General features: G+C 69.6%; 20 protein-coding genes. 8 read left to right on the forward strand and 12 right to left on the reverse strand.

Annotated elements, in window-relative coordinates; genetic code table 11:
* Window positions 1–183: 183 nt before the first annotated feature.
* The 3 genes from J5226_RS06720 to J5226_RS06730 form a co-directional block, all read right to left on the reverse strand.
* Window positions 184–1131, reverse strand: a complete 948-nt coding sequence (locus J5226_RS06720; RefSeq protein WP_215839065.1) for a DegV family protein — start codon at window positions 1129–1131, stop codon at window positions 184–186.
* Window positions 1132–1238: 107 nt separating this feature from the next.
* Entirely contained in the window at window positions 1239–1871 is a 633-nt protein-coding gene (locus J5226_RS06725; RefSeq protein ID WP_215839066.1) for a 2-hydroxychromene-2-carboxylate isomerase, read from the reverse strand.
* A 10-nt stretch (window positions 1872–1881) separates the two neighbouring features.
* Complete coding sequence (locus J5226_RS06730; RefSeq protein WP_215839067.1) at window positions 1882–2286, reverse strand: DUF1761 domain-containing protein; 405 nt, start codon at window positions 2284–2286, stop codon at window positions 1882–1884.
* Between the two features lie 213 nt (window positions 2287–2499).
* On the opposite strand from J5226_RS06730, the gene J5226_RS06735 reads away from it, so the two are divergent.
* Window positions 2500–2988: a hypothetical protein gene (locus tag J5226_RS06735; RefSeq protein WP_215839068.1), complete on the forward strand. Its 489-nt coding sequence runs from the start codon at window positions 2500–2502 to the stop codon at window positions 2986–2988.
* A 255-nt stretch (window positions 2989–3243) separates the two neighbouring features.
* Here J5226_RS06735 and J5226_RS06740 read toward each other — a convergent pair whose 3' ends face one another.
* Together J5226_RS06740 and J5226_RS06745 are read right to left on the reverse strand one after the other, a co-directional pair.
* The gene (locus J5226_RS06740) at window positions 3244–4539 is read right to left on the reverse strand and encodes an amidohydrolase family protein (protein WP_215840344.1); all 1296 of its coding nucleotides are present in this window, start codon (window positions 4537–4539) and stop codon (window positions 3244–3246) included.
* Between the two features lie 293 nt (window positions 4540–4832).
* Window positions 4833–6302, reverse strand: coding sequence for an amidohydrolase (locus J5226_RS06745; protein WP_215839069.1), 1470 nt, complete (start codon window positions 6300–6302; stop codon window positions 4833–4835).
* A 167-nt stretch (window positions 6303–6469) separates the two neighbouring features.
* On the opposite strand from J5226_RS06745, the gene J5226_RS06750 reads away from it, so the two are divergent.
* From J5226_RS06750 to J5226_RS06765, 4 genes are all read left to right on the forward strand, one after another.
* On the forward strand, window positions 6470–7246 hold the full coding sequence (locus J5226_RS06750; protein ID WP_206412281.1) for an AMP nucleosidase: 777 nt from the start codon (window positions 6470–6472) through the stop codon (window positions 7244–7246).
* A 66-nt stretch (window positions 7247–7312) separates the two neighbouring features.
* Window positions 7313–8344: a serine hydrolase domain-containing protein gene (locus J5226_RS06755; protein WP_215839070.1), complete on the forward strand. Its 1032-nt coding sequence runs from the start codon at window positions 7313–7315 to the stop codon at window positions 8342–8344.
* Window positions 8345–8466: 122 nt separating this feature from the next.
* Window positions 8467–9030: a lysozyme inhibitor LprI family protein gene (locus tag J5226_RS06760; RefSeq protein ID WP_215839071.1), complete on the forward strand. Its 564-nt coding sequence runs from the start codon at window positions 8467–8469 to the stop codon at window positions 9028–9030.
* Between the two features lie 164 nt (window positions 9031–9194).
* The gene (locus J5226_RS06765; RefSeq protein ID WP_215839072.1) at window positions 9195–9752 is read left to right on the forward strand and encodes a DUF924 family protein; all 558 of its coding nucleotides are present in this window, start codon (window positions 9195–9197) and stop codon (window positions 9750–9752) included.
* Between the two features lie 200 nt (window positions 9753–9952).
* Here J5226_RS06765 and grxD read toward each other — a convergent pair whose 3' ends face one another.
* Window positions 9953–10879, reverse strand: coding sequence for a Grx4 family monothiol glutaredoxin (gene grxD, locus J5226_RS06770; protein ID WP_215839073.1), 927 nt, complete (start codon window positions 10877–10879; stop codon window positions 9953–9955).
* A gap of 197 nt (window positions 10880–11076) precedes the next feature.
* Between grxD and J5226_RS06775 the strand changes: the two genes are divergently transcribed.
* Window positions 11077–11865 (forward strand): polysaccharide deacetylase family protein, encoded by a 789-nt coding sequence (locus J5226_RS06775; protein ID WP_215839074.1) that lies wholly within the window; start codon window positions 11077–11079, stop codon window positions 11863–11865.
* Window positions 11866–12003: 138 nt separating this feature from the next.
* On the opposite strand, the gene J5226_RS06780 is transcribed toward J5226_RS06775, so the two are convergent.
* From J5226_RS06780 to J5226_RS06790, 3 genes are all read right to left on the reverse strand, one after another.
* Window positions 12004–12675 carry a class I SAM-dependent methyltransferase gene (locus J5226_RS06780; RefSeq protein ID WP_215839075.1) on the reverse strand — a complete coding sequence of 224 codons (672 nt, stop codon included), beginning with the start codon at window positions 12673–12675 and terminating at the stop codon, window positions 12004–12006.
* Between the two features lie 175 nt (window positions 12676–12850).
* Window positions 12851–13465 (reverse strand): SGNH/GDSL hydrolase family protein, encoded by a 615-nt coding sequence (locus tag J5226_RS06785; protein ID WP_215839076.1) that lies wholly within the window; start codon window positions 13463–13465, stop codon window positions 12851–12853.
* Window positions 13466–13473: 8 nt separating this feature from the next.
* A complete protein-coding gene (locus J5226_RS06790; RefSeq protein WP_215839077.1) occupies window positions 13474–14724 on the reverse strand; it encodes an aminotransferase class I/II-fold pyridoxal phosphate-dependent enzyme in 1251 nt (416 codons plus the stop codon).
* 236 nt (window positions 14725–14960) lie between these two features.
* Between J5226_RS06790 and rsgA the strand changes: the two genes are divergently transcribed.
* Together rsgA and J5226_RS06800 are read left to right on the forward strand one after the other, a co-directional pair.
* Window positions 14961–16091 (forward strand): ribosome small subunit-dependent GTPase A, encoded by a 1131-nt coding sequence (gene rsgA, locus J5226_RS06795; protein ID WP_215839078.1) that lies wholly within the window; start codon window positions 14961–14963, stop codon window positions 16089–16091.
* 84 nt (window positions 16092–16175) lie between these two features.
* A complete protein-coding gene (locus tag J5226_RS06800; protein ID WP_215839079.1) occupies window positions 16176–17450 on the forward strand; it encodes a flavohemoglobin expression-modulating QEGLA motif protein in 1275 nt (424 codons plus the stop codon).
* Between the two features lie 123 nt (window positions 17451–17573).
* Here J5226_RS06800 and phbB read toward each other — a convergent pair whose 3' ends face one another.
* The 3 genes from phbB to J5226_RS06815 form a co-directional block, all read right to left on the reverse strand.
* Window positions 17574–18314, reverse strand: a complete 741-nt coding sequence (phbB, locus tag J5226_RS06805) for an acetoacetyl-CoA reductase (protein ID WP_078997453.1) — start codon at window positions 18312–18314, stop codon at window positions 17574–17576.
* A gap of 106 nt (window positions 18315–18420) precedes the next feature.
* The gene (locus J5226_RS06810; RefSeq protein ID WP_215839080.1) at window positions 18421–19749 is read right to left on the reverse strand and encodes a CitMHS family transporter; all 1329 of its coding nucleotides are present in this window, start codon (window positions 19747–19749) and stop codon (window positions 18421–18423) included.
* A 127-nt stretch (window positions 19750–19876) separates the two neighbouring features.
* Window positions 19877–21073, reverse strand: a complete 1197-nt coding sequence (locus tag J5226_RS06815) for a porin (protein ID WP_215839081.1) — start codon at window positions 21071–21073, stop codon at window positions 19877–19879.
* Window positions 21074–21157 lie beyond the last annotated feature (84 nt).

Below are 21157 nucleotides of genomic sequence, written 5' to 3' on the forward strand. Positions count from 1 at the left end.
TTTTCTCCGCAAAAGCCGGCAAATGCAAAAACGAAAGCAAAATGGATTCCGGCTTTCGCCGGAATGACGGGGTGAAGGGGCCGCTATAGCTATAGCTACAGCTAGGGCTAGGGCGACAGCGAAGTCGCGGGACTTCGTCAGCGCGCGCTTCGCGCTCCCGCGACGAATCCGCCCCGCCGCCGCTCAGTTCTCCCAATCCGCCTTTTCCGCCGCCAAGCCCAAGGCCAGCGCGCCTTTGCCGACGTTGACCATGCCGGTGAGGCTCATCAGGCTCTCGTAGAACTCGACGTTGTGCTCGCGGCAGGCCAGCCGCAGCGTTTCGTAGCCGGGCAGCGTGCGCAGCTCGCTGAGTTCGCCGCCGTAGCTCAGGCACACGGTCGGGGTCAGCAGTTCGTTGCGGGTCACCCGGCGCGCGGCGAATTCCATCAGCTTCTGCGCCGCGGCTTCGTAGCCCTTGATCTTGGCGATGGGGCCGGTCTCGCCGCGGTTGCAGTGCAGGATCGGCTTGATGTCCAGCGCCGTGCCCAAGGTCGCGCTGAGGAAGCTCACGCTGCGGTCGCCGCGATGGCGGGTGCGCGCGCGCAGGTAGTTGAGGTCGCGCGGGATCAGATAGCCGTGGGTGTTGTTGACCAGCTGCTCCAGCCGCGCACGGATCTTCGGCGGCGCTTCGCCGGCGTCGCGCATGCGCACCGCCTCGACCGCGGTGATGCCCTGCGCGGCGAACAGGTTCAACGTGTCGATCACCCGCAACGAGAACGGCGTGTTGATGCCGGCGGCGCTGCGCACCGGCTTGTAGTCGTTGAGGATGGCGAAGCTGGCCTGGTTCGCGTTGTCGAACACCGGACTGCGGGTCTTGGTGATCGTCATGCAGAACACGTAGTCGTAATCGATCGCCAGCTGGCTCACGAACAAGTCGCGCACCTGCTGCACGGTGAACGGCGTGGTCTCGGCCTCGAAGCCGCGTTCGGCCAGATGCGCGTTGAGGAACTGCAGCGTGGCTTCCTCGTTGCGGTGGTCGGCCAGCACCGCTTGGCCGATGCGCACGGTGATCGGCAGCAGATGGATGTTGTGCTGCTGGAAATAGTCCAACGGCAGATCGCAAGCGGAGTCGACGACGATTCCAATGCGCATGGGTCCCCCCCCGGGTTCTTGGCGCGTGGCTATCGAATGTGACCGCAGCATACCTTTCGCGGCGGCGGGCGCGCACTCACGCGCGCCGGCGCCGCACGGGCGTTCGTTCAGGCCTGACGCTGCACGCCGATGGGCAGGTGCTGCAGGCGCAGCATTTCCGGATCTTCAAGCAGTTCGGGATGTTGCAGCGCGTCAAGGGCGAAATCGTGTGCATCGTTGCCCCAGAACAGCTGCGGGCCGATGGTCAACGTCGGCACGCCGAAGACGCCGGCCAGCAAGGCCGCCTCGGTGTTGGCCCGCAGCGCGGATTTGACCGCGTCGCTGCCGATGGCCTCCGGCGGCACGCCCAGCGCGGCGGCGACCGAGCTTAGCGCCTGCGCGCTGTCGCCCGCCTGTCCTTCGCGCCAGATCCAATCGAAGATCGCGTCCACCGCTTCGGGCGTGCTGCCGGCGGCGATGCACAAGCGCAGCGCCGCCAGCGGATTGAACGGATGCGCCGGCGGAAAGCGTAGCGCCACGCCTTCGCGCCGCGCCTGCCACAGCACGTGGCGGTAGGTGAATTCGCGCTTGCCCGGAATTTCCGCCGGGCCCTTGTGGCTGTGCGCGGACAGCACCGCGCCGAAGGCGATCGGCACCAGCGCGATCGGGCGCTCGCGCGCGAGTTCGCGCAGCTTGCGCCACTGCAGGTAGGAAAACGGCGAGATGAAATCGAAGTACCAGCGCAGCGCGGGGGCGCTCATCGAAGACTCCTTACTTCCAGGCGCCGAGAATCACGCCGTAGAGGACGAATTGCAGGATGTGGTAGCCGCTGTCGATCATCCACAGCTTGAGGCTGCGGCCGGCGAAGGCGTAGTTGATGCCGAAGCTCATCGAGACGAAGAACAGGCCGACCACGAAGCCGATGCCGAAGCCCATCGTCGCGTTGCCCTGCGGCGGCATCAGCGCGGCGAAGATCGTGGCCGAGAGCAGCGAGCAGACGATGGCGGTGGCGAACACGCGTCCGGCGTGGGCGGGCTTGGCGTCCGGATCGACCCCGGCCTCGCGGCACCACGCCTTCTTGAACAAGGGGCCGTACCACAGCCCGCCGAGCACGAACGAGGACGCGGTGGCGGCGGCGATGGCGAGCCAGTTGACCTGGTCGATGGGCAGATTCATGCGGGACTCCGAAGCGGTTGCGTAAGACGGCGCCCGCACGGCGGAGGCGGGCGCGCGGCGGCGTGGCGCGCCGTGGGGCAAGGATACGCCGAGGCGGCGGAGGGCGGGCGCGCGTGGCCGGGGACGCCGGCCGCGCGCTGCGTGGAGCCTCGATGTCGCACCGGCCGCGTCGCGGGCTATCGCCGCTGGCCGGCGTCGGGCATGGTGGCCGGCATGACCGGAACCTTCGCCGCGCGCATCCGCGACTCGCGCATCGCCTCGACCGCTACGCTGCTGCTTTCCTTCGCGCTGCCTTTCCTGTGGGCGCTGTCGACTGGCCTGGTCTGGGAGCTGGGCAAGCGGGTGCCGGGCAGCGCGAGCGACACCTCGATCGGGTTTCCCTCCGGTGTTCCGCTGATCGCGATCGTGGTCGCGGCTTGGGCGATCGGCTTCGTCGCATCGCGGCGCCGGGTGCGTTCGCCATGGCGCGCGGTGGTGATCGCTGACACCGTCGCGGTGGCCGCCTTCTGCGTCTGCTTCACCTGGCAGTTCGGCGCGGCGGAATGGCATCCCCGGCCGGAGCCGGGCCTGACCAATCTGTTTCCGCTGCGGTTCGCGTTGGCGGTGGTGGCGGGGTACCTCGGCAGCGCCGCGATGGCGGCGTATCTGGCCGCGCCGCGCGGTGCGTCGTCCGCGCCGGCATCGGCGGACGGTCGGGCCTGAGCCTGAGCGCAGCGGCTTCGCCGGCAGGTCCGGCGGATCGGACGCGGCTTGCGGTTGGGACTGCGATCCGGCGCGGATCGAACGCGAGGCCTTCGGATCGTCGCGTGCCGGCGAGCGATAAGACCCACGATCCACAGGCCGCGCGGTTCGCTGCGCTGGTTCGCCGACTGCGCCTGCCTCAATCGCGTCCGACGCAGGCGCAGCCCATCCGCGACGGCGGCGCGGCCGGCACCAAGGGCGCCGGCCGCGCGGGCTTCAGCGTCCGGCCGGCAACGGATACGCCCGCGGCAGCCCGTTATCCGGATGCAGATAGCGGTCGCGCAGTTCGGTCTGCCGGCTGCGCATCTCGATTGCGCGGCCGTCCATCCACACCTGCAGCGCGACGCTGGCGACGTCGAGCGGGTCGCCGCTCCACAGCACCAGATCGGCGCGCTTGCCCGGCGCGATGGCGCCGACTTCGCCGGCCACGCCGAAGGCTTCGGCCGGCACCCGGGTCAGCCCGGCGAAGCCGTCGGCCCAAGGCAGGCCCGCGGCCACCGCGTTGCCGGCCAGCTGCCGCACCTTGCGCGCGTTGTGCGAGGCGCCGCCTTCGCTGAAGCCCACCGCCACGCCCGCGGCGCGCAGGCGCGCGGCGTTTTCCATGCTGGCGCCGACCTGATCGAAATCGCTGGGCAGGTTCGACAACGGATTGACGAACACCGGCACCTTGGCCGCGGCGAGCCGCGGCGCCAAGCGCCACGCCTCGGCGCCGCCGGCGATGGCGATGCGCAGCCGGTGCTTGGCCGACCAGCGCAGCAACTGGCGGATGTCGGCGGCGCGGTCGACGCCGAACACGATCCGCCCGCCGCCGCCGAAGTACTTCTGCAGCGCGGCGCGGCCGGCCGGGGTCAGCAGCGCGGCGTGGTTGTCCGGGCCGATGCGGCCGCGGGTTTCGTCGATCAGCTGATCCAGCAGCATCCACTGCGCCGCGCGCGAGCTGCCGGACAGGCCCAGGCTGTCCTTGCCCAGGCGCACGAACAGCGCGCGCGGGCCGATCGGGTCGGCGCCGCCGTCCAGGCGCTCGACGCCGCCCTGGCCGGCGACGATGGAGCCGCCGGTCGCGGTGCCCGCGCCGAGCAGGGTCCAGCCGATGCCTTCGATCCGCGTCACCGGGATCAGCACCGAGTCGGGGTTGTAGGCCAGGGTCACGTCGAACTCCGGCCGCACCGTCATTTCCTTGGTGTCGGCGCCGAGCGCGACCGTCTGATCGACCGTGGATTTCTCGCCGGAGACTTCCTCCAGGCCGATCTCGGTGATGCCGCCGAACAAGGTCGGCGTGACCGGCTTGCCGGCCGCGTCGATCACCTGCGCGCCGGCCGGCGCGCTCAAGCCCTTGCCGACCGCGCGCACGACGCCGCCGGAAACCAGCACGTCGGCGTTCTCCAGCGAGCCTTGCGCGGTAGCGGTGTGGACGGTGGCGTTGCGGATCAGCAGGTTCTGCGCGGAGGCGGCGAAGCTGGCGCACAGCAGCGCGGCGGCGAGGGCGGTGGTCGCGAAGGCGGTTTGGCGCATGCGCGCGGTGTTCAAGCCCTTCATCGTCCCTTCCACTTCCGTCATTCCGGCGAAAGCCGGAATCCATTTTGATTTTTCGCTCGCACTCAACGTGCGTCGCCCGTTCCCGCCCATTTCAGAAGCAACAGCAAAATGGATTCCGGCTTTCGCCGGAATGACGGGTGTGGGGGAGGCCGTTTCGGCCGAAGCTGGAGTCGCGTCGCTTCGGTTGATTCCGGCTTTCGCCGGAATGACGGGTGTGGAGGAGGCCGCTTCGGTCGAAGCCAGCAGCGAAGCGAACGCGGCGAAGCGGCTCATCGCACACCTCCCGTCGCCGCGCCCTGCGTCGCCGGCTGTCCGAGCAGGAAATCGGACTTGGGCTGGCGCGACGGATCGTTGCGGTCGTAAACCCGCGCGCCGTCGATATACACCTGCTCGGCCTTGGCGTAGACGCTGAAGGGATTGCCGTTCCACACCACCACGTCGCCCATCTTGCCGGCCTCCAAGGTGCCGGTGCGTTCGCCGATGCCCAGCGCCTTGGCCGGGTTCTGGGTCAGCCAGCGGATCGCGCGTTCCGGCGCGATCTCGATCCCGGCCAGGCGCGCGTGCGCGATCACCTTGGCCGCCTCCTGGTTGAGCCGCTGGATGCCTTCTTCCGAATCCGAATGCACGATCGCGCAGCTGTTGGCCGGGCGGTCGACCAGGGCGATGTTTTCCTGGATGCCGTCGAAGGCCTCCATCTTGAAGCCCCACCAATCGGCCCACAGCGCGCCGCACACGTTCTCGGCGGCGAGGCGGTCGGCGATCTTGTAGGCCTCCACGCCGTGGTGGAAGGCGCTGATCTTGAAGCCGAACTCCTTGGCCAGATCGAGCATCGTGGTCATCTCGTCGGCGCGGTAGCAGTGGATGTGGACGAGGATGTCGCCCTTGATCGCGCCGGCCAGGGTGTCGAGCTTGAGGTCGCGCTTGCCGCCGGTGTCCTTCTCGCTGTCCGTATTCGCCGCCGGCGCGCTGGAACTCCACCAATGTTTCTTGGCCGGCTTGGCGGCCGCCTTGGGCGAGGTCTTGCGCAGGTATTCGCTGGCGTCGATGAAGGCCGCGCGGTAACCGGCGACGTTGCCCATGCGCGTGCCCGGCGAGACGTTGCGGCTGCCGTAGACGCGCTTGGGGTTCTCGCCGCAGGCCATCTTCAGGCCCCACGGCGCGCCGGGGAATTTCATCGATTGATAAGTCGTGGCCGGCACGTTCTTGAGCGTGACCCCGCGCCCGCCGATCAGGTTGGCCGAGCCGGGCAGGATCTGCAGCGAGGTGATGCCGCCGGCCAGCGCGGTGGCGAAGCCCGGGTCCTGCGGCCAGATCGAATGTTCGGCCCAGACGTTGGGCGTGACCGGGCTGGTCATCTCGTTGCCGTCGCTGTGCGCGCTCACGCCCGGGCTCGGGTACACGCCCAGGTGCGAGTGGACGTCGATGATGCCGGGGGTGATCCACTTGCCGCTGGCGTCGACGCGCGCGGCGTCGGCGGGGGCGTCGAGGTTGTTGCCGACGGCGACGATCTTGCCGTCGCGCAGCAGCACGTCGGCCCCGTCCAGGCGCTGGCCGGTGCCGGTCAGCACGGTCGCCCCGCGCAGCAGCACCGGGCCGGAGGCGACCGGCTTGTAGGTGCTGGGGTAGGGATCCTGGGTGTAGCGTGAGGCGGGCGCCGGCGCGGCGGCCTGCGCGGCGCTGGCGAACAAGGCCAGGCCGCAGCCGGCCAGACGCCAGCCGCTCAAAAGCGGTCGAAGCATGATTTCCCCCGGAACACGGACGTTTTACGCGGAAGTTTGACGCGGACGGACGAGGCCGGCGGACCGGCCCCGGAACCGTAGCCGCCGCCCGCGGCCGTGCCAACCCTGACGATGGTCATGGGCGTGCGACAATGCCGGGACTACAACAACAAAAACGGGAAAACCCCATGAAAGACAAAGAACAGATCGTCGAAAACTGGCTGCCGCGCTACACCGGCGTGCCCCTGGACCAGTTCGGCGAACACGTCCTGCTGACCAACTTCGGCGGCTACCTGCACACCTTCGCCCGCCTGACCGGCGCCGAAGTGGTCGGCCTGGACCGCCCGATGCCGAGCGCGACCGCCGACGGCATCACCATGATCAACTTCGGCATGGGCAGCCCCAACGCGGCGACCATGATGGACCTGCTCTCGGCGATCATGCCCAAGGCGGTGCTGTTCCTGGGCAAGTGCGGGGGGCTCAAGCGCAAGAACCAGCTCGGCGATCTGGTCCTGCCGATCGCGGCGATCCGCGGCGAAGGCACCTCCAACGACTACCTGCTGCCCGAAGTCCCGGCGCTGCCGGCGTTCGCGCTGCAGCGCGCGGTGTCCACCACCATCCGCGACCTCGGCCACGACTACTGGACCGGCACCGTCTACACCACCAACCGCCGCGTCTGGGAACACGACGAAGCCTTCAAGGAGCGCCTGCGCGCGATGCGCTGCATGGCCATCGACATGGAGACCGCGACCGTGTTCGCCGCCGGCTTCGCCAACCGCATCCCCTGCGGCGCGCTGCTGCTGGTGTCGGACCAGCCGATGATCCCGGAAGGCGTCAAGACCGAGGCCTCCGACGCCAAGGTCAGCGCGAGCTACGTCGACACCCACATCAGCGTCGGCATCGAGGCGCTCAAGCTGATCCGCCGCCACGGCAAGTCGGTGCGGCATCTGCGCTTCGACGAGTAAACCCCGTCGCCCGGCCCGCCGCCGCGCGCGGCGGGCCGCCGTTCCGATCCGTTCGCGAGTGTCCGCATGCGCGTTGCGATCCGCTGGGTGCTGTGCCTGTGCGCAAGCCTCCCGCTCGCCGCAGCGGCGGATCCCGCGTTCGACCGCGTACTGGCGCGGTGGGACGGCGATGCGCGCGCCGATCTGAAAGCGGTGGTGGTGCTGCGCGACGGCGCCGCCGTCGCGCAGCGCTACTACAACGGCCACGATGCGCAGTCGTTGCACGACATCCGTTCGGCCGGCAAGAGCGTCACCGCGTTGTTGGCGGGCATCGCCGCGGATGAAGGCCGGCTGCGCTTCGAGCAAGCGGCAGCGCGCTGCCTGCCCGCGCGCAGCGAGGCCTTGGCCGGCGCGCGCGTGAGCGACCTGCTGAGCATGCGCTCGGGCTTGGACGCCGACGACGAGAACGCCGCGTCGCCCGGCAACGAAGATCGTCTCGACGCCGCCGCCGATCCGCTCGCGTTCGCCGTGTCGGTGCCGCGGCGCGAGCCGCCGGGGACGCGCTACGCCTACAACTCGCTGACCGCTTACCTAGCCGGCTTGTGCGTGGAAGGCGCGACGAAGCAACCGCTGGACGCATTCGCCGGGCAGCGTTTGTTCGCGCCGCTGGGCATCGCCGATTGGCGCTGGCAGCGCGACGCCGGCGGCCACGCCAAGGGCCAGGGCAATCTGTCGCTGCGCGCCGGCGATTTCGCCCGCATCGGCCAGATGGCGCTCGACGGCGGCCGCTGGCAGGGGCGCGAGATCGTGCGCGAGGCGACGCTGCGCGCGATCCTGGCGCCGCGCGTGCGCATCGGCGCGGTCGATCCTTACGCCGACGCGTACGGCTACTTTTGGTATCGCCGGATCCAGCGCGTCGGCGGCCGCGAGTACGAGACGATCTTCGCCTCGGGCAACGGCGGCAACAAACTCTATCTGGTGCCGGCGCTGCGCATGGTGGTGGCGATCCAGTCCAGCGCGTACGGCCGCGGCTATGGCCAGCGCCGCTCGCAAGACATCCTGCGCGCGCTGCTCGGCGCGGCGGCGCAGGACGGCGAAAAAACTGCGCAATCGCGCTGAACGGTTCATGGATTGTCATAAAACCCCTATTTTTCTAGGGGTTTTGCGACGCGCGACACGCGACATCCGAAGGCCTGAGACCTCCGCGTCGGACACTGTGCTCCACGACCGGAGGACAGGTCATGGAACAGCTCATCTTCACCGTCATCGGCGCCCTGCTCACCTGGGCCTTCTACTTCATCCAGCGCATCGCCGAACGTCGCGGCACCGTCGACGCGATCGAGCGCGGCAAGCAGTTGCTCGCGCTCAAGCAAGAACTGGACGGCGCCCACACCAGCGTCGAGGAACTGCAGCGCTTCGAGAGCCGCTTGATCGGCAAGGCAGAACACGCCGCGCGCGTGGCCGACAGCTACGTCGGCAAGGCCGAGGCGATCGCCCGCGACCAGGGCGACGCGCAGGTCAGCCAGTCCGACATGAACCAGCAAGCCGTGGCCGAACTCGGCCGCGAGCAGACGCGTCTGGACGGCGTGGTCGCGCACCTGCGCGATCAGCTCGACGGCGACGGCCGCGCCGCGTTCGAACAGGCGCACGAGGCGTGGCAGGCGTTTCGCGAGCGGCACGCGCGCTTCGTCGCGCAGTCGTATTCCTCGGGCTCGGTGCGGCCGCTGATCTACGCGGTGACGATGGAAAGCATCACCGTCGCCTGGATCAACGAACTGGAAACCCAGCTCGGCGAAGGCTCCTGACCGGCGCGCTGCCAACCGTAGGAGCGGCGTGGGCCGCGACCGATACATCGCTTGCGTCGTAGGCGCGGTGTCTCGGTCGCGGCCCACACCGCTCCTGCCGCCGCTTCGACACCGCCGCACCGCGATGCTACGGTGCGGCCCTCTCCCAACGTCCCAGGCTTCCCATGTCCGTCACCGCCCAAGACGTCATCGCCTTTTGGCGCGACGCCGGCCCCGACCGCTGGTTCGACCGCAGCGACCGTTTCGATCAGCAATGCCGCAGCGGTTTCCTCGAAGCGCACTTCGCCGCCGCGCGGCGCGAGCACGACGACTGGGCCGAGCGCGACGCCGAATCGGCGCTGGCGCTGTTGATCCTGCTCGATCAGATCCCGCGCAACGTGTTCCGCGGCAGCGCCCACGCCTTCGCCACCGACCCGCTCGCGCGTCACTACGCGCGGCGCGCGCTGGAACTCGGCCACGACCGGAGCATCGAGCCGGCGCTGCGGCCGTTCTTCTATCTGCCGTTCGAGCATTCCGAAGACCCGACCGATCAGCGGCGTTCGGTCGAACTGCACCGCGCGCTGCCCGCGTCGGACGGCGCCGGCGATCCGGCGCAGTGGGCGGTGCTGCATCAGCAGATCATCGAGCGCTTCGGGCGCTTCCCGCACCGCAATCCGGTGCTGGGGCGGGCGACGACGGCCGAGGAACAGGCTTACCTCGACGGCGGCGGGTTCAAGGGCTGAGCGGCCGCATGGCCTACCTGTAGGAGCGGCGCGAGCCGCGACCGCGAAACCGCGCCGACGACGTAAGCGCGATGTCGCGGTCGCGGCTCACGCCGCTCCTACAGGGAGCTACCCGCTTTCGGCGCGAGCGTGCCGCAGAAAGCGCGAAGCCGCGACCCGAGGGCCGCGGCTTCGCATCACGCGACGAACGAATCCCGCGATCAGTACTTGGCGATGCCGCCGTCCAGATCGGCCCACGCGTCGATGCCGCCGACCACGTTGTAGACCTCGCGGAAACCGAGCTGGCGGAAATGCTCGGCGGCCTGCGCGCTGCGCCCGCCGCGGTGGCACAGGAACGCGACCGGCGCGTCCTTGGGCAGGCCTTCCAGCGCGTCGGTGCCGGCGTCGAAGGTGTCGAAGGCGACGTCGGCCTGGGCCAGCGCGCGCTCGTCGGCCGGGCGCACGTCGATCAGGCGCAGGCCGCCGGCGCGCACGCGCTCGCGCGCGTCGGCCGGGGAGATCGAACGCACCGCCGGCGGTGCGTTGGGATTGCTGATGACCAAGCCGCGGCCGCGCTCGTCGTCGGCCCAGTCGATCGACACGCCGTCGGCGCGGCGCGCGTTGATCCAATCGGTCTGCACGCGCACGCCGTCGATCTCCACCGCGACCGCGTCGGCGTCGATCGGCGCCAGCTGCAGGCGCACGTTGTGGCGCGCGTCGACATCGAGCTGCACCGCGTAGCCTTCGCCCGCGCCGGCCACGGCGTCGCGCAGCATCTGGGCCGCGGCGGGGCTGATTTCGAGCTGGGGCGGGCTGCGGTCCGGCGCCGGCAGGCCGAGCACGCCGTGCAGTTCGCCGTTGCCGGCCATCTGCAGAATGATGTCGCTGCCGCCGACCAACTGGCCGTCGATGTAGAGCTGCGGGATGGTCGGCCACTCGCCGTAGGCCTTGATGCCCTCGCGGATGTCGGGATCGCTGAGCACGTCCACGTGCGCGTAGCCCTGCGGCAGCAGCGCGTTGAGGGTGCCGGCGGCCTTGGCCGAGAAGCCGCACTGCGGCGCGTCCGGCGCGCCCTTCATGAACAGCACGACGCGGTTGGACTGGAGCAGGGATTCGATGCGCGAGCGCAGTTCGGGAGTGAGGGACATGGGGATCGCAGGCTGACGGGACTGCTTCGCACATGGGGGCCGGGGGGCGCTGATGCAAGTGGGGGACGGCGAGCGCGGGCTTCCCGCGTGGGAAGGTTTTCGCCCCGCCGCGGCCGCTGCGCCCACGATGGGGCCCCGCCGGGCGGGCGGCCGGCTACGATGGGCGCCCTCGTTCCCCCGCCGAGCCCCCGCCGCCGATGACTTTGCCGGTTCCGCACCGTCCGCCCCGCCGTCCCGACGCCGCGCTGTGGTGGTTCGCCGCCTCGCAGCTGATCGTGGCCGGCCTGTGGCTGGCGCTGGGCTGGCGGATCGGCCTGCCGGCGCTGCTGCTGAGCCACGGCGCGGTGCTGTGGGGCACGCTGAACCCGGGCTCGGCCTTGTTCAGCCCGGTGCTGCGGCGGCTGCCCACGCGCGAGCGGGCGGTGTGGCTGACCATCGACGACGGCCCCTCCGACGACACCGCGGCCTTGCTCGATCTGCTCGATGCGCACGGCGCCAAGGCGACCTTCTTCGTCGTCGCCGAGCGCGCGCGGGCGCGGCCGGAGCTGCTCGCGCAGATCGTGCGGCGCGGCCACGGCGTCGGCCATCACAGCGCCAGCCATCCGTCCGCGGCGTTCTGGCGATTGGGGCCGGCGGCGATGCGGCGCGAAATCGCCGACGCCGACCGGACCTTGCGCGAGCTGCTGCCGGGTTATCGGCTGCAGTGGTTCCGCGCGGTGGTCGGCATGGCCAATCCCTTCGTCGCGCGCTCGCTGCGGCGCTGCGGGCTGGCGCGGGTGGCGTGGAGCGCGCGCGGCTTCGATGCGGTGACGGCGGAGCCGGCGACGGTGCTGGCGCGGATCGAGCGCACGCTGGCGCCCGGCGCGATCGTGTTGATGCACGAAGGCGCCGCGCACGGGCGCAGCGTGGAGACGATGGCGGCGTTGTTGGCGCGGTTGCGGGCGTTGGGGTATCGGTGCGTGTTGCCGCAGGCGCGGGAGTCGTAAGTCGCCGCGATCGGCGTTCGCGGTCGTTCGATTGGCGCGGTCGCAGCTCGCGCAGCTCCTACAGGGGCTACGTGTAGGAGCTGCGCGAGCTGCGACCGCGAAAACACAACCGCGACGAACCTTACTTAACCCCGCGCCTCACTCCATCGCCGCCACGATCCGCCAATTGTTGAACGGCGTCCGCCCGAACAACGGCGCGAACTCCACCCGCAACCCGGCCGCCGTCAACCGCGCCCGCAACGCCTCGCCATCCGGGTAATACCGCGGCATCGCGTTCATCCACCCCAGCACGCGCGAGAACACATCGACCGCGCGGGTCACCCGCGCCCGGCCGGTGCCGTCGTCCAGGCCGGTGCGGATCACCAGCCGCGCGCCGGGCGTCAGCATCGCGATCATCGCGTCGATGGCGCGCGCCTGCGCCGGATAGGGAATGAACTGCAGCACGTCGAGCATCGCCACACTGCCGCGGTGCTCGGGCAGTTCGCGCGCCAGATCCATGACCGCGAAGCGCGCGCCGTCGAGGCCGACCCGCGCGGCGGCGCGGCCGGCGCGGTCGATCTTGGCCGCGTCGCTGTCGACCCCGCGGTACGCCAGGCCGATGCCGTCCGCGCGCAGGGTGTGGGCCAGCAGGCCCAGGCCGCAGCCCAGGTCCAGCAGCGGCGCGCGGGTGCCGCGCAGGGCTTCGCTGACGCCGGGGTAGAGCGGGTCGCTGCCGAGCTTGGCGCGGCTGTAGAAGTAATCCCAACGGCTGCCGAGCGGGTGCTCGGGCAGATAGGCGCGCGCGATCCGCACGGCCCGGTCGGGGGGCATGGCTTGTACCGCTGAAGTCATTCGGGCCGCGAATCCTCCGGCGTCGTCGTCGCCGGCACGGGCAGTGTGGCATCGGGCGGCGGGCGCGCAAACCGCCGCGAAGGCGCGAAACCGGCGGGATTACCGATAAAAACGTCTTGGCGCGCGCGGGTTCGCTACACCTCGCCGGCCGCGCTTAGGCCTGAGCCAGCGACCGCTGCGCCGCCGGCAAGGCCAGTTCGGTCCAGCGCTCGTACATCCGCGCCGACGGATGCAGCCCGTCCTCGGCCAGCATCGCCGCATCCGCCGCGAGTTCGCGCGACAGCGGCCCGATGTCGACGAAAGCCACGCCGTGGCGCGCGCAGATTTCGCTGGCGGTGATGTTGAACACGTCGAGCTCGGCGCCGATGGTCGCCGGCCCGCGCTTGTCCTGGGCGCCGAACGGGGTCGCGCCCCAGTCCGGGATCGCCAGCGCCAACACCCGCTCGGGGCGGCCGCGGGCGTAGCCGATCGCGCGTTCGAGCAGTTCGCGGTACTCGCCGGCGTACTGCGCGGCGCTGCGGCCGCGGTATTGGTTGTTGACGCCGATCAGCAGGCTGACGAAGTCCCATTCGCCCAGCGGCTCGGCCAGATCCAGCGCCAGCGCCAGTTCGTCGGTGGTCCAGCCGGTGGTGGCGATGATGCGCGGCGCGGCCAGTTCGATGCCGCGCGCGCGCAGGCCGGCGGCCAGCTGCACCGGCCAGCGGCCCGCTTCGGGGACCGCCTCGCCGATGGTGTAGCTGTCGCCCAGCGCCAGATAGGACAGCGCCATCGCCGGCCTCAGGCGACGGCGGCGCGCGGCGCGCCGGCGCGCTGGGCGTAGCGGTCGAGCACGCGCTCGATCCGCACGAACACCTCGCGCACTTCCTCCGGCTGCGGCAGCAGGGTGACGCGGAAATGGTTGCGGTAGGGGACGTTGAAGCTCGAACCCGGGACCACCAGCACGTCCTCGGTTTCCAGCAGTTCCAGCGCGAACTGGTGATCGTCGAAGCCTTGCGCGGCCGCGCCGGTCACCGCCGGGAACGCGTACAGCGCGCCGGCCGGGGCGACCAGTTGCAGGTGCTTGCTCGCGTCGACCGCTTCGATCACCGCGCGGCGCGCCTCGAACAAACGGCCGCCGGGCCGGCACAGCGGGGTGATGGTGTCGGCGCCGTCGAGCGCGGCCTCGATGGCGAACTGGCCCGGCACGTTGGCGCACAGGCGCAGCGCGCCGAGCAGGTCCATGGCGTGGTGGAACTCGCCGGTGACCATGGGATCGCCGGACAGCACCGCCCAACCCACGCGCCAGCCGCAGGCGCGATGCACCTTCGACAAACCGCCGAAACTCAAACACGGCAGATCGCCCGCGATCGGCGCCACCGGCTCGAACTTCGCGTCCCCGTAGAGGATCGAGTCGTAGATTTCATCGCACAGCAGCAACAGCTTGTGCTTGGCGGCGATGGCGACGATCCGCTCGATCAGCGCGCGCGGGTACGCCGCGCCGGTCGGGTTGTTCGGATTGATCAGCACGATCGCGCGGGTGCGGCTGGAGACCAGTTGCTCGATCTCGTCCGGGTCCGGCAGGAAGCCGTTTTCCGGCTGGCAGCGGTAGTACACCGGGCGGCCGTCGTTGAGGATGGTCGCGGCCGACCACAGCGGGTAGTCGGGCGAGGGCAGCAGCACTTCGTCGCCCGGGTTGAGCAGGGCGCGCAGCGACAGGTCGATCAGCTCGCTGACGCCGTTGCCGACGAACACCCGCTCGGGCGAGGCGTTGGGCGTGCCGCGGCGCTTGTAGAACGCGGCGACGGCCTCGCGCGCGGCCGGCAGGCCCTGCTGATGGGTATACGGATCGGTGTCGGCGATGCGCTCGGCGATGGCGCGCTGCAGATGCTCGGGGGCGCGGAAGCCGAACGCGCCGGGATTGCCGATGTTGAGCTTGATCTGCTTGCGTCCCTGGGCCTCCAACTCGCGAGCTCGCCGGGCCAGTTCACCGCGGATTTCGTAACGGACTTCGGACAGGCGTTCGCGGGTTTTCAGGGGCGGCTGGGACATCGGAGCGGCACTTAGGGAGAGTGGGTGAACCGCCAGCCTAGCCGAATCCGCCCCGGTAAACAGCCTGAATCGCGGGTTTTTCGGACGAGTCCGGTCGACTTGGCGCACAAGAACGCACTGCGGACCGCGTCGGCGGGGCTTGCAAGCGGTTTCCGGCAAAGCCGGCCCGCGCCGGACAGCGAAACCCGCCGGTGGCCTATGTAGAATCGCGCCATGCCCATCCGCCCCCCGCGCCTTTGACTCCCGAACTGGCCGCCTTGCAGGCGATCGGCTGGCCCGTCGAGGCCGGCCCGGACGAGAGTCCGCAGCCGGCCGATCCGGCCTGGCGCCAACTCCTCGCCGACCACCCCCAGGCCCGCCCGGCCCGGGTGATCGAGCAGCACCGCAGCGGCTACGTGGTCTCCGACGGTCCCGACAGCGCCGGCTTCCCGGTCGATTCCCTGCCCGAATGGCAGCGCCCGCGCTTCCCGCCCGAGCAGCGCCCGGGCGTGGGCGATTGGCTGCTGATCGAACGCTCGGGATCGCGCGACAAGGTCGTGGCCCTGCTGCCGCGGCACAGCGCGATCAAGCGCGGCGCGGCCGGCGAGCATTACAAGCAGCAGCTGATCGCGGCCAACATCGACACCGTGTTCGTGGTGTGCGGATTGGACGCCGACTTCAACCCGCGCCGGATCGAGCGCTACCTGCTGCTGGTGCGCGGCGGCGCCGAGCCGGTGATCGTGCTGACCAAGGCCGACGCCGCGCTGGCGGCCGACCCCGAGGCGGTTGCGCTGGCTACCGGCGCGCTGATCGAACTCAGCCAGGGCGTGCAGGTGCGCGCGGTCAACGCGCGCGACCGCGACGGCGTGCGCGAGGCGCTGACCCCGTGGCTCGGCCCGGGCCGCACCGTGGTGCTGGTGGGTTCCTCCGGCGCCGGCAAATCGACCCTGACCAACAGCCTGCTCGGGATCGAGAAGATGAAGACCGGCGCGGTGCGCGAAAGCGACGCGCGCGGCCGTCACACCACCACCCACCGCGCGCTGATCCCGCTGCCCTCGGGCGCGTGTCTGATCGACACGCCGGGCATGCGCGAGCTCAAGCCGACCGGCGAGGAAGACATCGGCGAGAACTTCGCCGACGTCGAGGCGCTGGCCGAGCAATGCAAGTTCCGCGATTGCTCGCACGACCGCGAGCCCGGCTGCGCGGTGCGCGCGGCGATCGAGGGCGGGCGGCTGGATCCGCAACGCTTCGCCAACTACCTCAAGCTGCGCGACGAAGTCGCCGGCGCGGCCAACAAGCTGGCCAACCGGCGCGCGCAGAAGTCCGAGGAAAAAGTCCTCGGCAAAGCCCTGAACAAGCGCCTGGACGAGAAATATGGGCGGCATTGAGCGAGCGCCGCGCGAGCCGCGCGCCCCGTCCGCCGCGTCCGGCCGCGCGCCGTCCCTTTCCTTCCCGAACCTTGAGGCCGCCGCATGAGCGCCCTCCCGACCGATCTGTCCCCCGACCTGCACCACCACGCCCAGCTCGACGCGCGCATGGTCCGCGCCGCGCGCGGCATCAAGCTGCTGACGATGGTGAGTTGGCCGGCCGGCCTGGAAGCGCGCTTCCTCGCCGACTACGCGCGCGGCGCGGCGGTCTCGCCGGTCATCGACTACCCCCAGCACGATTTCAGCGAAGTGCGCGCGGAGCTCGACGCCATCGCCACCGCCGCCGACCGCGATCATCCGCTCGGCGAGTACCTGATCGAATCGGCGCACTCTTGGGGCATCGCCGCGCAATTGCTCGAATGCCTGGGCACCAACAAGGTCGCCGACTATTCGGTGCAGCTGTTCGGCAAGCCCGACGTGGCCTTGCCGGGGCAGGGGCCGAGCACGCGCGAGGCCGCCAACCACTTCATCTCCATCGCCAACGAACTCGACCGCGAGCTGATGTCGCCGGCCGAAACCGTGGAGATCTCGGCCACGGCGCTGAGCCTGCAATTGCAGCGCGACCTCGACGACTACTTCGACGCGCGCGTGATCGAAGTGGTGCTCGACCCGGACCTGATCGCCAAGGCCGCCGCCGGCGCCACCCGCATCCGCCTGCGCAGCGGCGCGGCCTTCAGCGATTACGACCGCCACCAGTTGCTGCAACACGAAGCCTTCGTGCATTCGCTGACCGCGCTCAACGGCCGCGAACAGCCGGTGCTGCCGAGCCTGGCGCTGTCCTCGCCGCGCAGCACCGCGACGCAAGAGGGTTTGGCGACCTTCGCCGAACAGATCACCGGCAGCATCGACATCGGCCGGATGAAGCGGCTGAGCCTGCGCATCGATGCGGTGGCGATGGCGCTGGACGGCGCCGACTTCATCCAGGTGTTCCGCTATTTCATCGACTCGGGCCAAACCCCTGAAGAAAGTTTCGCCTCGGCCCAGCGCGTATTCCGCGGCGTGCCCACCGGCGGCGGCGCGGCCTTCACCAAGGACACCGTGTACCTGCGCGGCCTGGTCGGCGTGCACACCTTCTTCCGCTGGGCGCTGCGGCAACAAAAGCTGCACCTGTGCCGCTGGCTGTTCGCCGGCAAGATGACCTTGGGCGACGTGCAGCGCTTCGAGCCCTTGTTCCAGGACGGCGTGCTGGCGCCGCCGCGCTGGATGCCGCCGTGGATCACCCGCGCGAATGGGCTGGCCGGCATGCTGGCGTTCTCGTTGTTCGCCAACCGCATTCGGCTGGACCATATGGCCGAGGGCGATTTCAGCGAGATCGGCTGATCGCGAGGCCTCGTTTCCGACTGTAGGAGCTGCGTAAGCTGCGACCGCGACATCGCGCTCGCGACGTAGTCGCGGCTTCGCGGTCGCAGCTTACGCAGCTCCTACAGCTGCTTCGTTGCGGCATCAGCCCATCTGCAAACCGCCGTTGACCGCGTAATCCGCGCCGGTCACGAACGCCGCGTCGTCGCCGGCCAGCCACGCGCACAGGCTCGCCACCTCTTCGGGCTTGCCGAGCCGGCGTACCGGCACCGAGGCCGCCAAGCGGTCCAGCACGTCCGGCGGAAACGCGCTGATCGCGGCGCTGGCCACATACCCGGGCGAAATCGTGTTGACCGTGACCCCGCGCGCGGCGAATTCCTGCGCCAGCGCGCGGGTGAAGCCGTGCATCGCGGCCTTGGCGGTGGCGTAGTTGACCTGCCCGATCTGGCCTTTCTGCGCGCTGACCGAACCGATGTTGACGATCCGCCCCCAGCCGCGCGCGGCCATGCCGTCGACGACTTGCTTGGTGATGTTGAACAGCGTGTTGAGGTTGCCGGCCATCACCGCGTTCCAATCGTCGCGGCTCATCTGCCGGAACAGCACGTCGCGGGTGCCGCCGGCGTTGTTGACCAGCACGTCCACTTCGCCGACCTCGGCCTTGACCTTGGCGAAGGCGGCGACGGTGGAATCCCAGTCGGCGGCGTTGCCTTCCGAGGCGATGAAGTCGTAGCCCAATTCGCGCTGCTCGCGCAGCCAACCGGCCTTGCGCGGCGAATTCGGGCCGCAACCGGCGACCACGGTGTGGCCGCTGTCGGCGAGCTTGCGGCAGATCGCGGTGCCCAGGCTGCCCATGCCGCTGGTGACGTAGGCGATGCGGAGAGTCATGGCGTCCTCGTGGAGCTGGGAGATAGTGGATGGGAGTTAGGAGATAGAGGGGCAGAGAACGGAGTGCTTTTGCTATCTCCTAACTCCTATCCGCTATCTCCTCGCGTCAAGCGGCAAACGGATACAACGCGAACGCGAGCGAAGCGAACATCAGGATCAACGACACCAACACCGCCCACTTCAAGGTGAACTTCTGGTGGTCGGCGAAATCCACATTCGCCATGCCGACCAGCAGATAGGTCGACGGCACCAGCGGGCTCAGCAAGTGCACCGGCTGCCCGGCCAGCGAGGCGCGCGCCATTTCCACCGGGGTGATGCCGTAATGCCCGGCCGCTTCCGACAGGATCGGCAGCACGCCGAAATAGAAGGCGTCGTTGGACATGAAAAAGGTGAAGGGCATGCTGGCGATCGCGGTGATCACCGCCAGATACGGCCCCCACGCGTCGGGAATCACCGCCAGGAAGCTGCGCGACATCGCCTCGACCATGCCGGTGTTGGACAAGATGCCGGTGAAGATGCCCGCGGCGAAGATCAGCGACACCACCGCCAGCACGTTGCCGGCGTGGTTGCCGATGCGGCGGCGCTGTTCGGCGAGGTCGGGGTAGTTGATGACCAGCGCGATCGCGAAGCCGATCATGAACAACACCGGCAGCGGCAGCAGGCCGAGGATCAGCGCGGCCATCAGCGCCACGGTCAGGCCGGCATTGACCCACAGCAGCTTCGGCCGCTTGGTGTCTTCGCTGTCGGCCAAGGTCGGCAGGTTGTCGCTGGCGGTGTCGAGCTCGGGATTCCAGTCGGCGGCGTGACCGTCGAGGGTGACGATGCCCAGGCGCTTGCGCTCGCGCAGGCCGAGATACCAGGCCAACACGATGATGCTGAGCAGCGAGATCGCCATCGCCGGGATCAGCGGCACGAACACTTCGCTGGGATCCACGTGCAGCGCGGTCGCCGCGCGCGCGGTCGGGCCGCCCCACGGCGTCAGGTTCATCACGCCGCTGGCCAGGATCGTCACGCAGGTCAGGTTGAGCGCGTTCATGCGCAGGCGCTGGAACAGCGGCAGCATCGCCGACACAGTGATCATGTACGTAGTCGAACCGTCGCCGTCGAGCGAGATCAGCATCGCCAGCACCGCGGTGCCGACCACGATCTTGACCGGATCGCCCTTCACCAGCTTGAGGATGCGCTTGACGATGGGATCGAACAGGCCGGCGTCGATCATCACGCCGAAGTAGAGGATGGCGAACATCAGCATCACGCCGGTCGGCGCGATCTTCTTGATCCCCTCGATCATCATCTCGCCGATGCCGGCGCCGAAACCGCCGGCCAGGGCGAAGACGATGGGTATCACGATCAGAGCCACCAGCGGCGACAGCCGCTTGCTCATGATCAGATACATGAAGGTGAGGACCATGCCGAAGCCGAGGATGGTCAGCATCTTGGGGGTTCCTTGAGGGCTTGAGGTGGCGCGAGGAGATAGCGGATAGGCGTTAGGAGATAGCGAAAGCGGGGTAGGGGAGGGCGCGCTCTGGCTACCTCCTAACGCCTATCCGCTATCTCCTGCTTCAAAAGTCGTACTGAAACCGCCCCGTCACCGCCCGCGTGCGGTCGAGCGTCGCGCCGGCGAGGCGGTCGCGATTGCGGCTCTCGATCCAATCGAGCATGAAGCGCAGGTTCGCGCGCAGGTGCCAGTTCACGCCGAGGCTGGTCTGCTCCATCGACACGTCGCTGAAGTTCGCCGCGCCGTTGAGGTGCTGCTTGCCGCGGATGGTGTCGTAGCGCGCGGCCACCACCCAGGCGCCGCTGCTGCGCGCGGGCTTGACCCGGCCGAAGCGGCCGGACTTGGTGTCGTAAGGCATGTTCTCGCCGGTGATGAACCAGCCGACCGTGCCGTAGGCCGAGCGGATCGTGCCGCGCTGGCTGCCGTCGTCGAAATCGGCGCCGCTGAGTTCGGACTGCACGTAGACCGGGCCGCGCGCCAGCGCGAATTCCAGCGAATACTTGTCGACGTCGGTGTCGAGGCCGCGGTTGAAATTCACCAGCGTGGCGCGGCTGTTGTCGGACAGATGCCCGGCCGGACGCGGCGCGATGCGCAGCCCGTTGGCGCCGTCGCGGCCGGGATGGTCGTAGTACTCGCGCGCCAGCGACAGGCCCAGGTGCAGCGCGTCGCCGGTGTCGTGGCGCGGCGCCCAGGTGCCGCGGGCGCCGAACGCGCGGCCCTTGACCTTCCACGCGTCGATGCTTTCCAGGCTGTAGACGCTGCCGCCGACGGTGTACTCGTCGCGCGCGGTGATCCACGCCGCGCCCAGGCGGTACAGCGGCGCGACCGAACTGGCGAACATGCTGCGTTCCATGAACACGCCGTAGTTCGAGCTGATCCGGTCGTCGAGGGTGAAGTACTGCTTGAACTGGCCGATCGTCAGCTTGCCGGCCTTGAAATCGCGAGTGACGTAAACGTCCTTGGCCTCGATGCTGTTGCCCTTGAATTCGTCCTGCAATCCGGCGAAATCGCCTTCGATCTTGTAGCCCCAGCCGTAGAACTTGCCCGACACGTCCAGCCACAGCCGGCGCACTTCGGTGTCGTCGGGATTGGCCGCGCCGCGGCGGTCGTTGTCGAACTGGGCGAAATCCCAGTGGATGCGGCCGCCGAGTTCGGCGGTCACCGGACGCTCGTCGCCGCCGTCGGCCGCGTGGGCGGACGTTGCGGACGCAGCGAGCAGGCACAGCGCGACGCACGCGCCAGCGTGTTGGACAACAGCCATCGATTTGTCTCCCGACCCTGGTTTTCGCGCCTCTTTCCGCGCACAAAGGCGCGGTGGGCGCTTATAGTTGGGTCGGCCCGGACG

Source organism: Lysobacter sp. K5869, assembly GCF_018847975.1.
Taxonomy (GTDB): domain Bacteria; phylum Pseudomonadota; class Gammaproteobacteria; order Xanthomonadales; family Xanthomonadaceae; genus Lysobacter.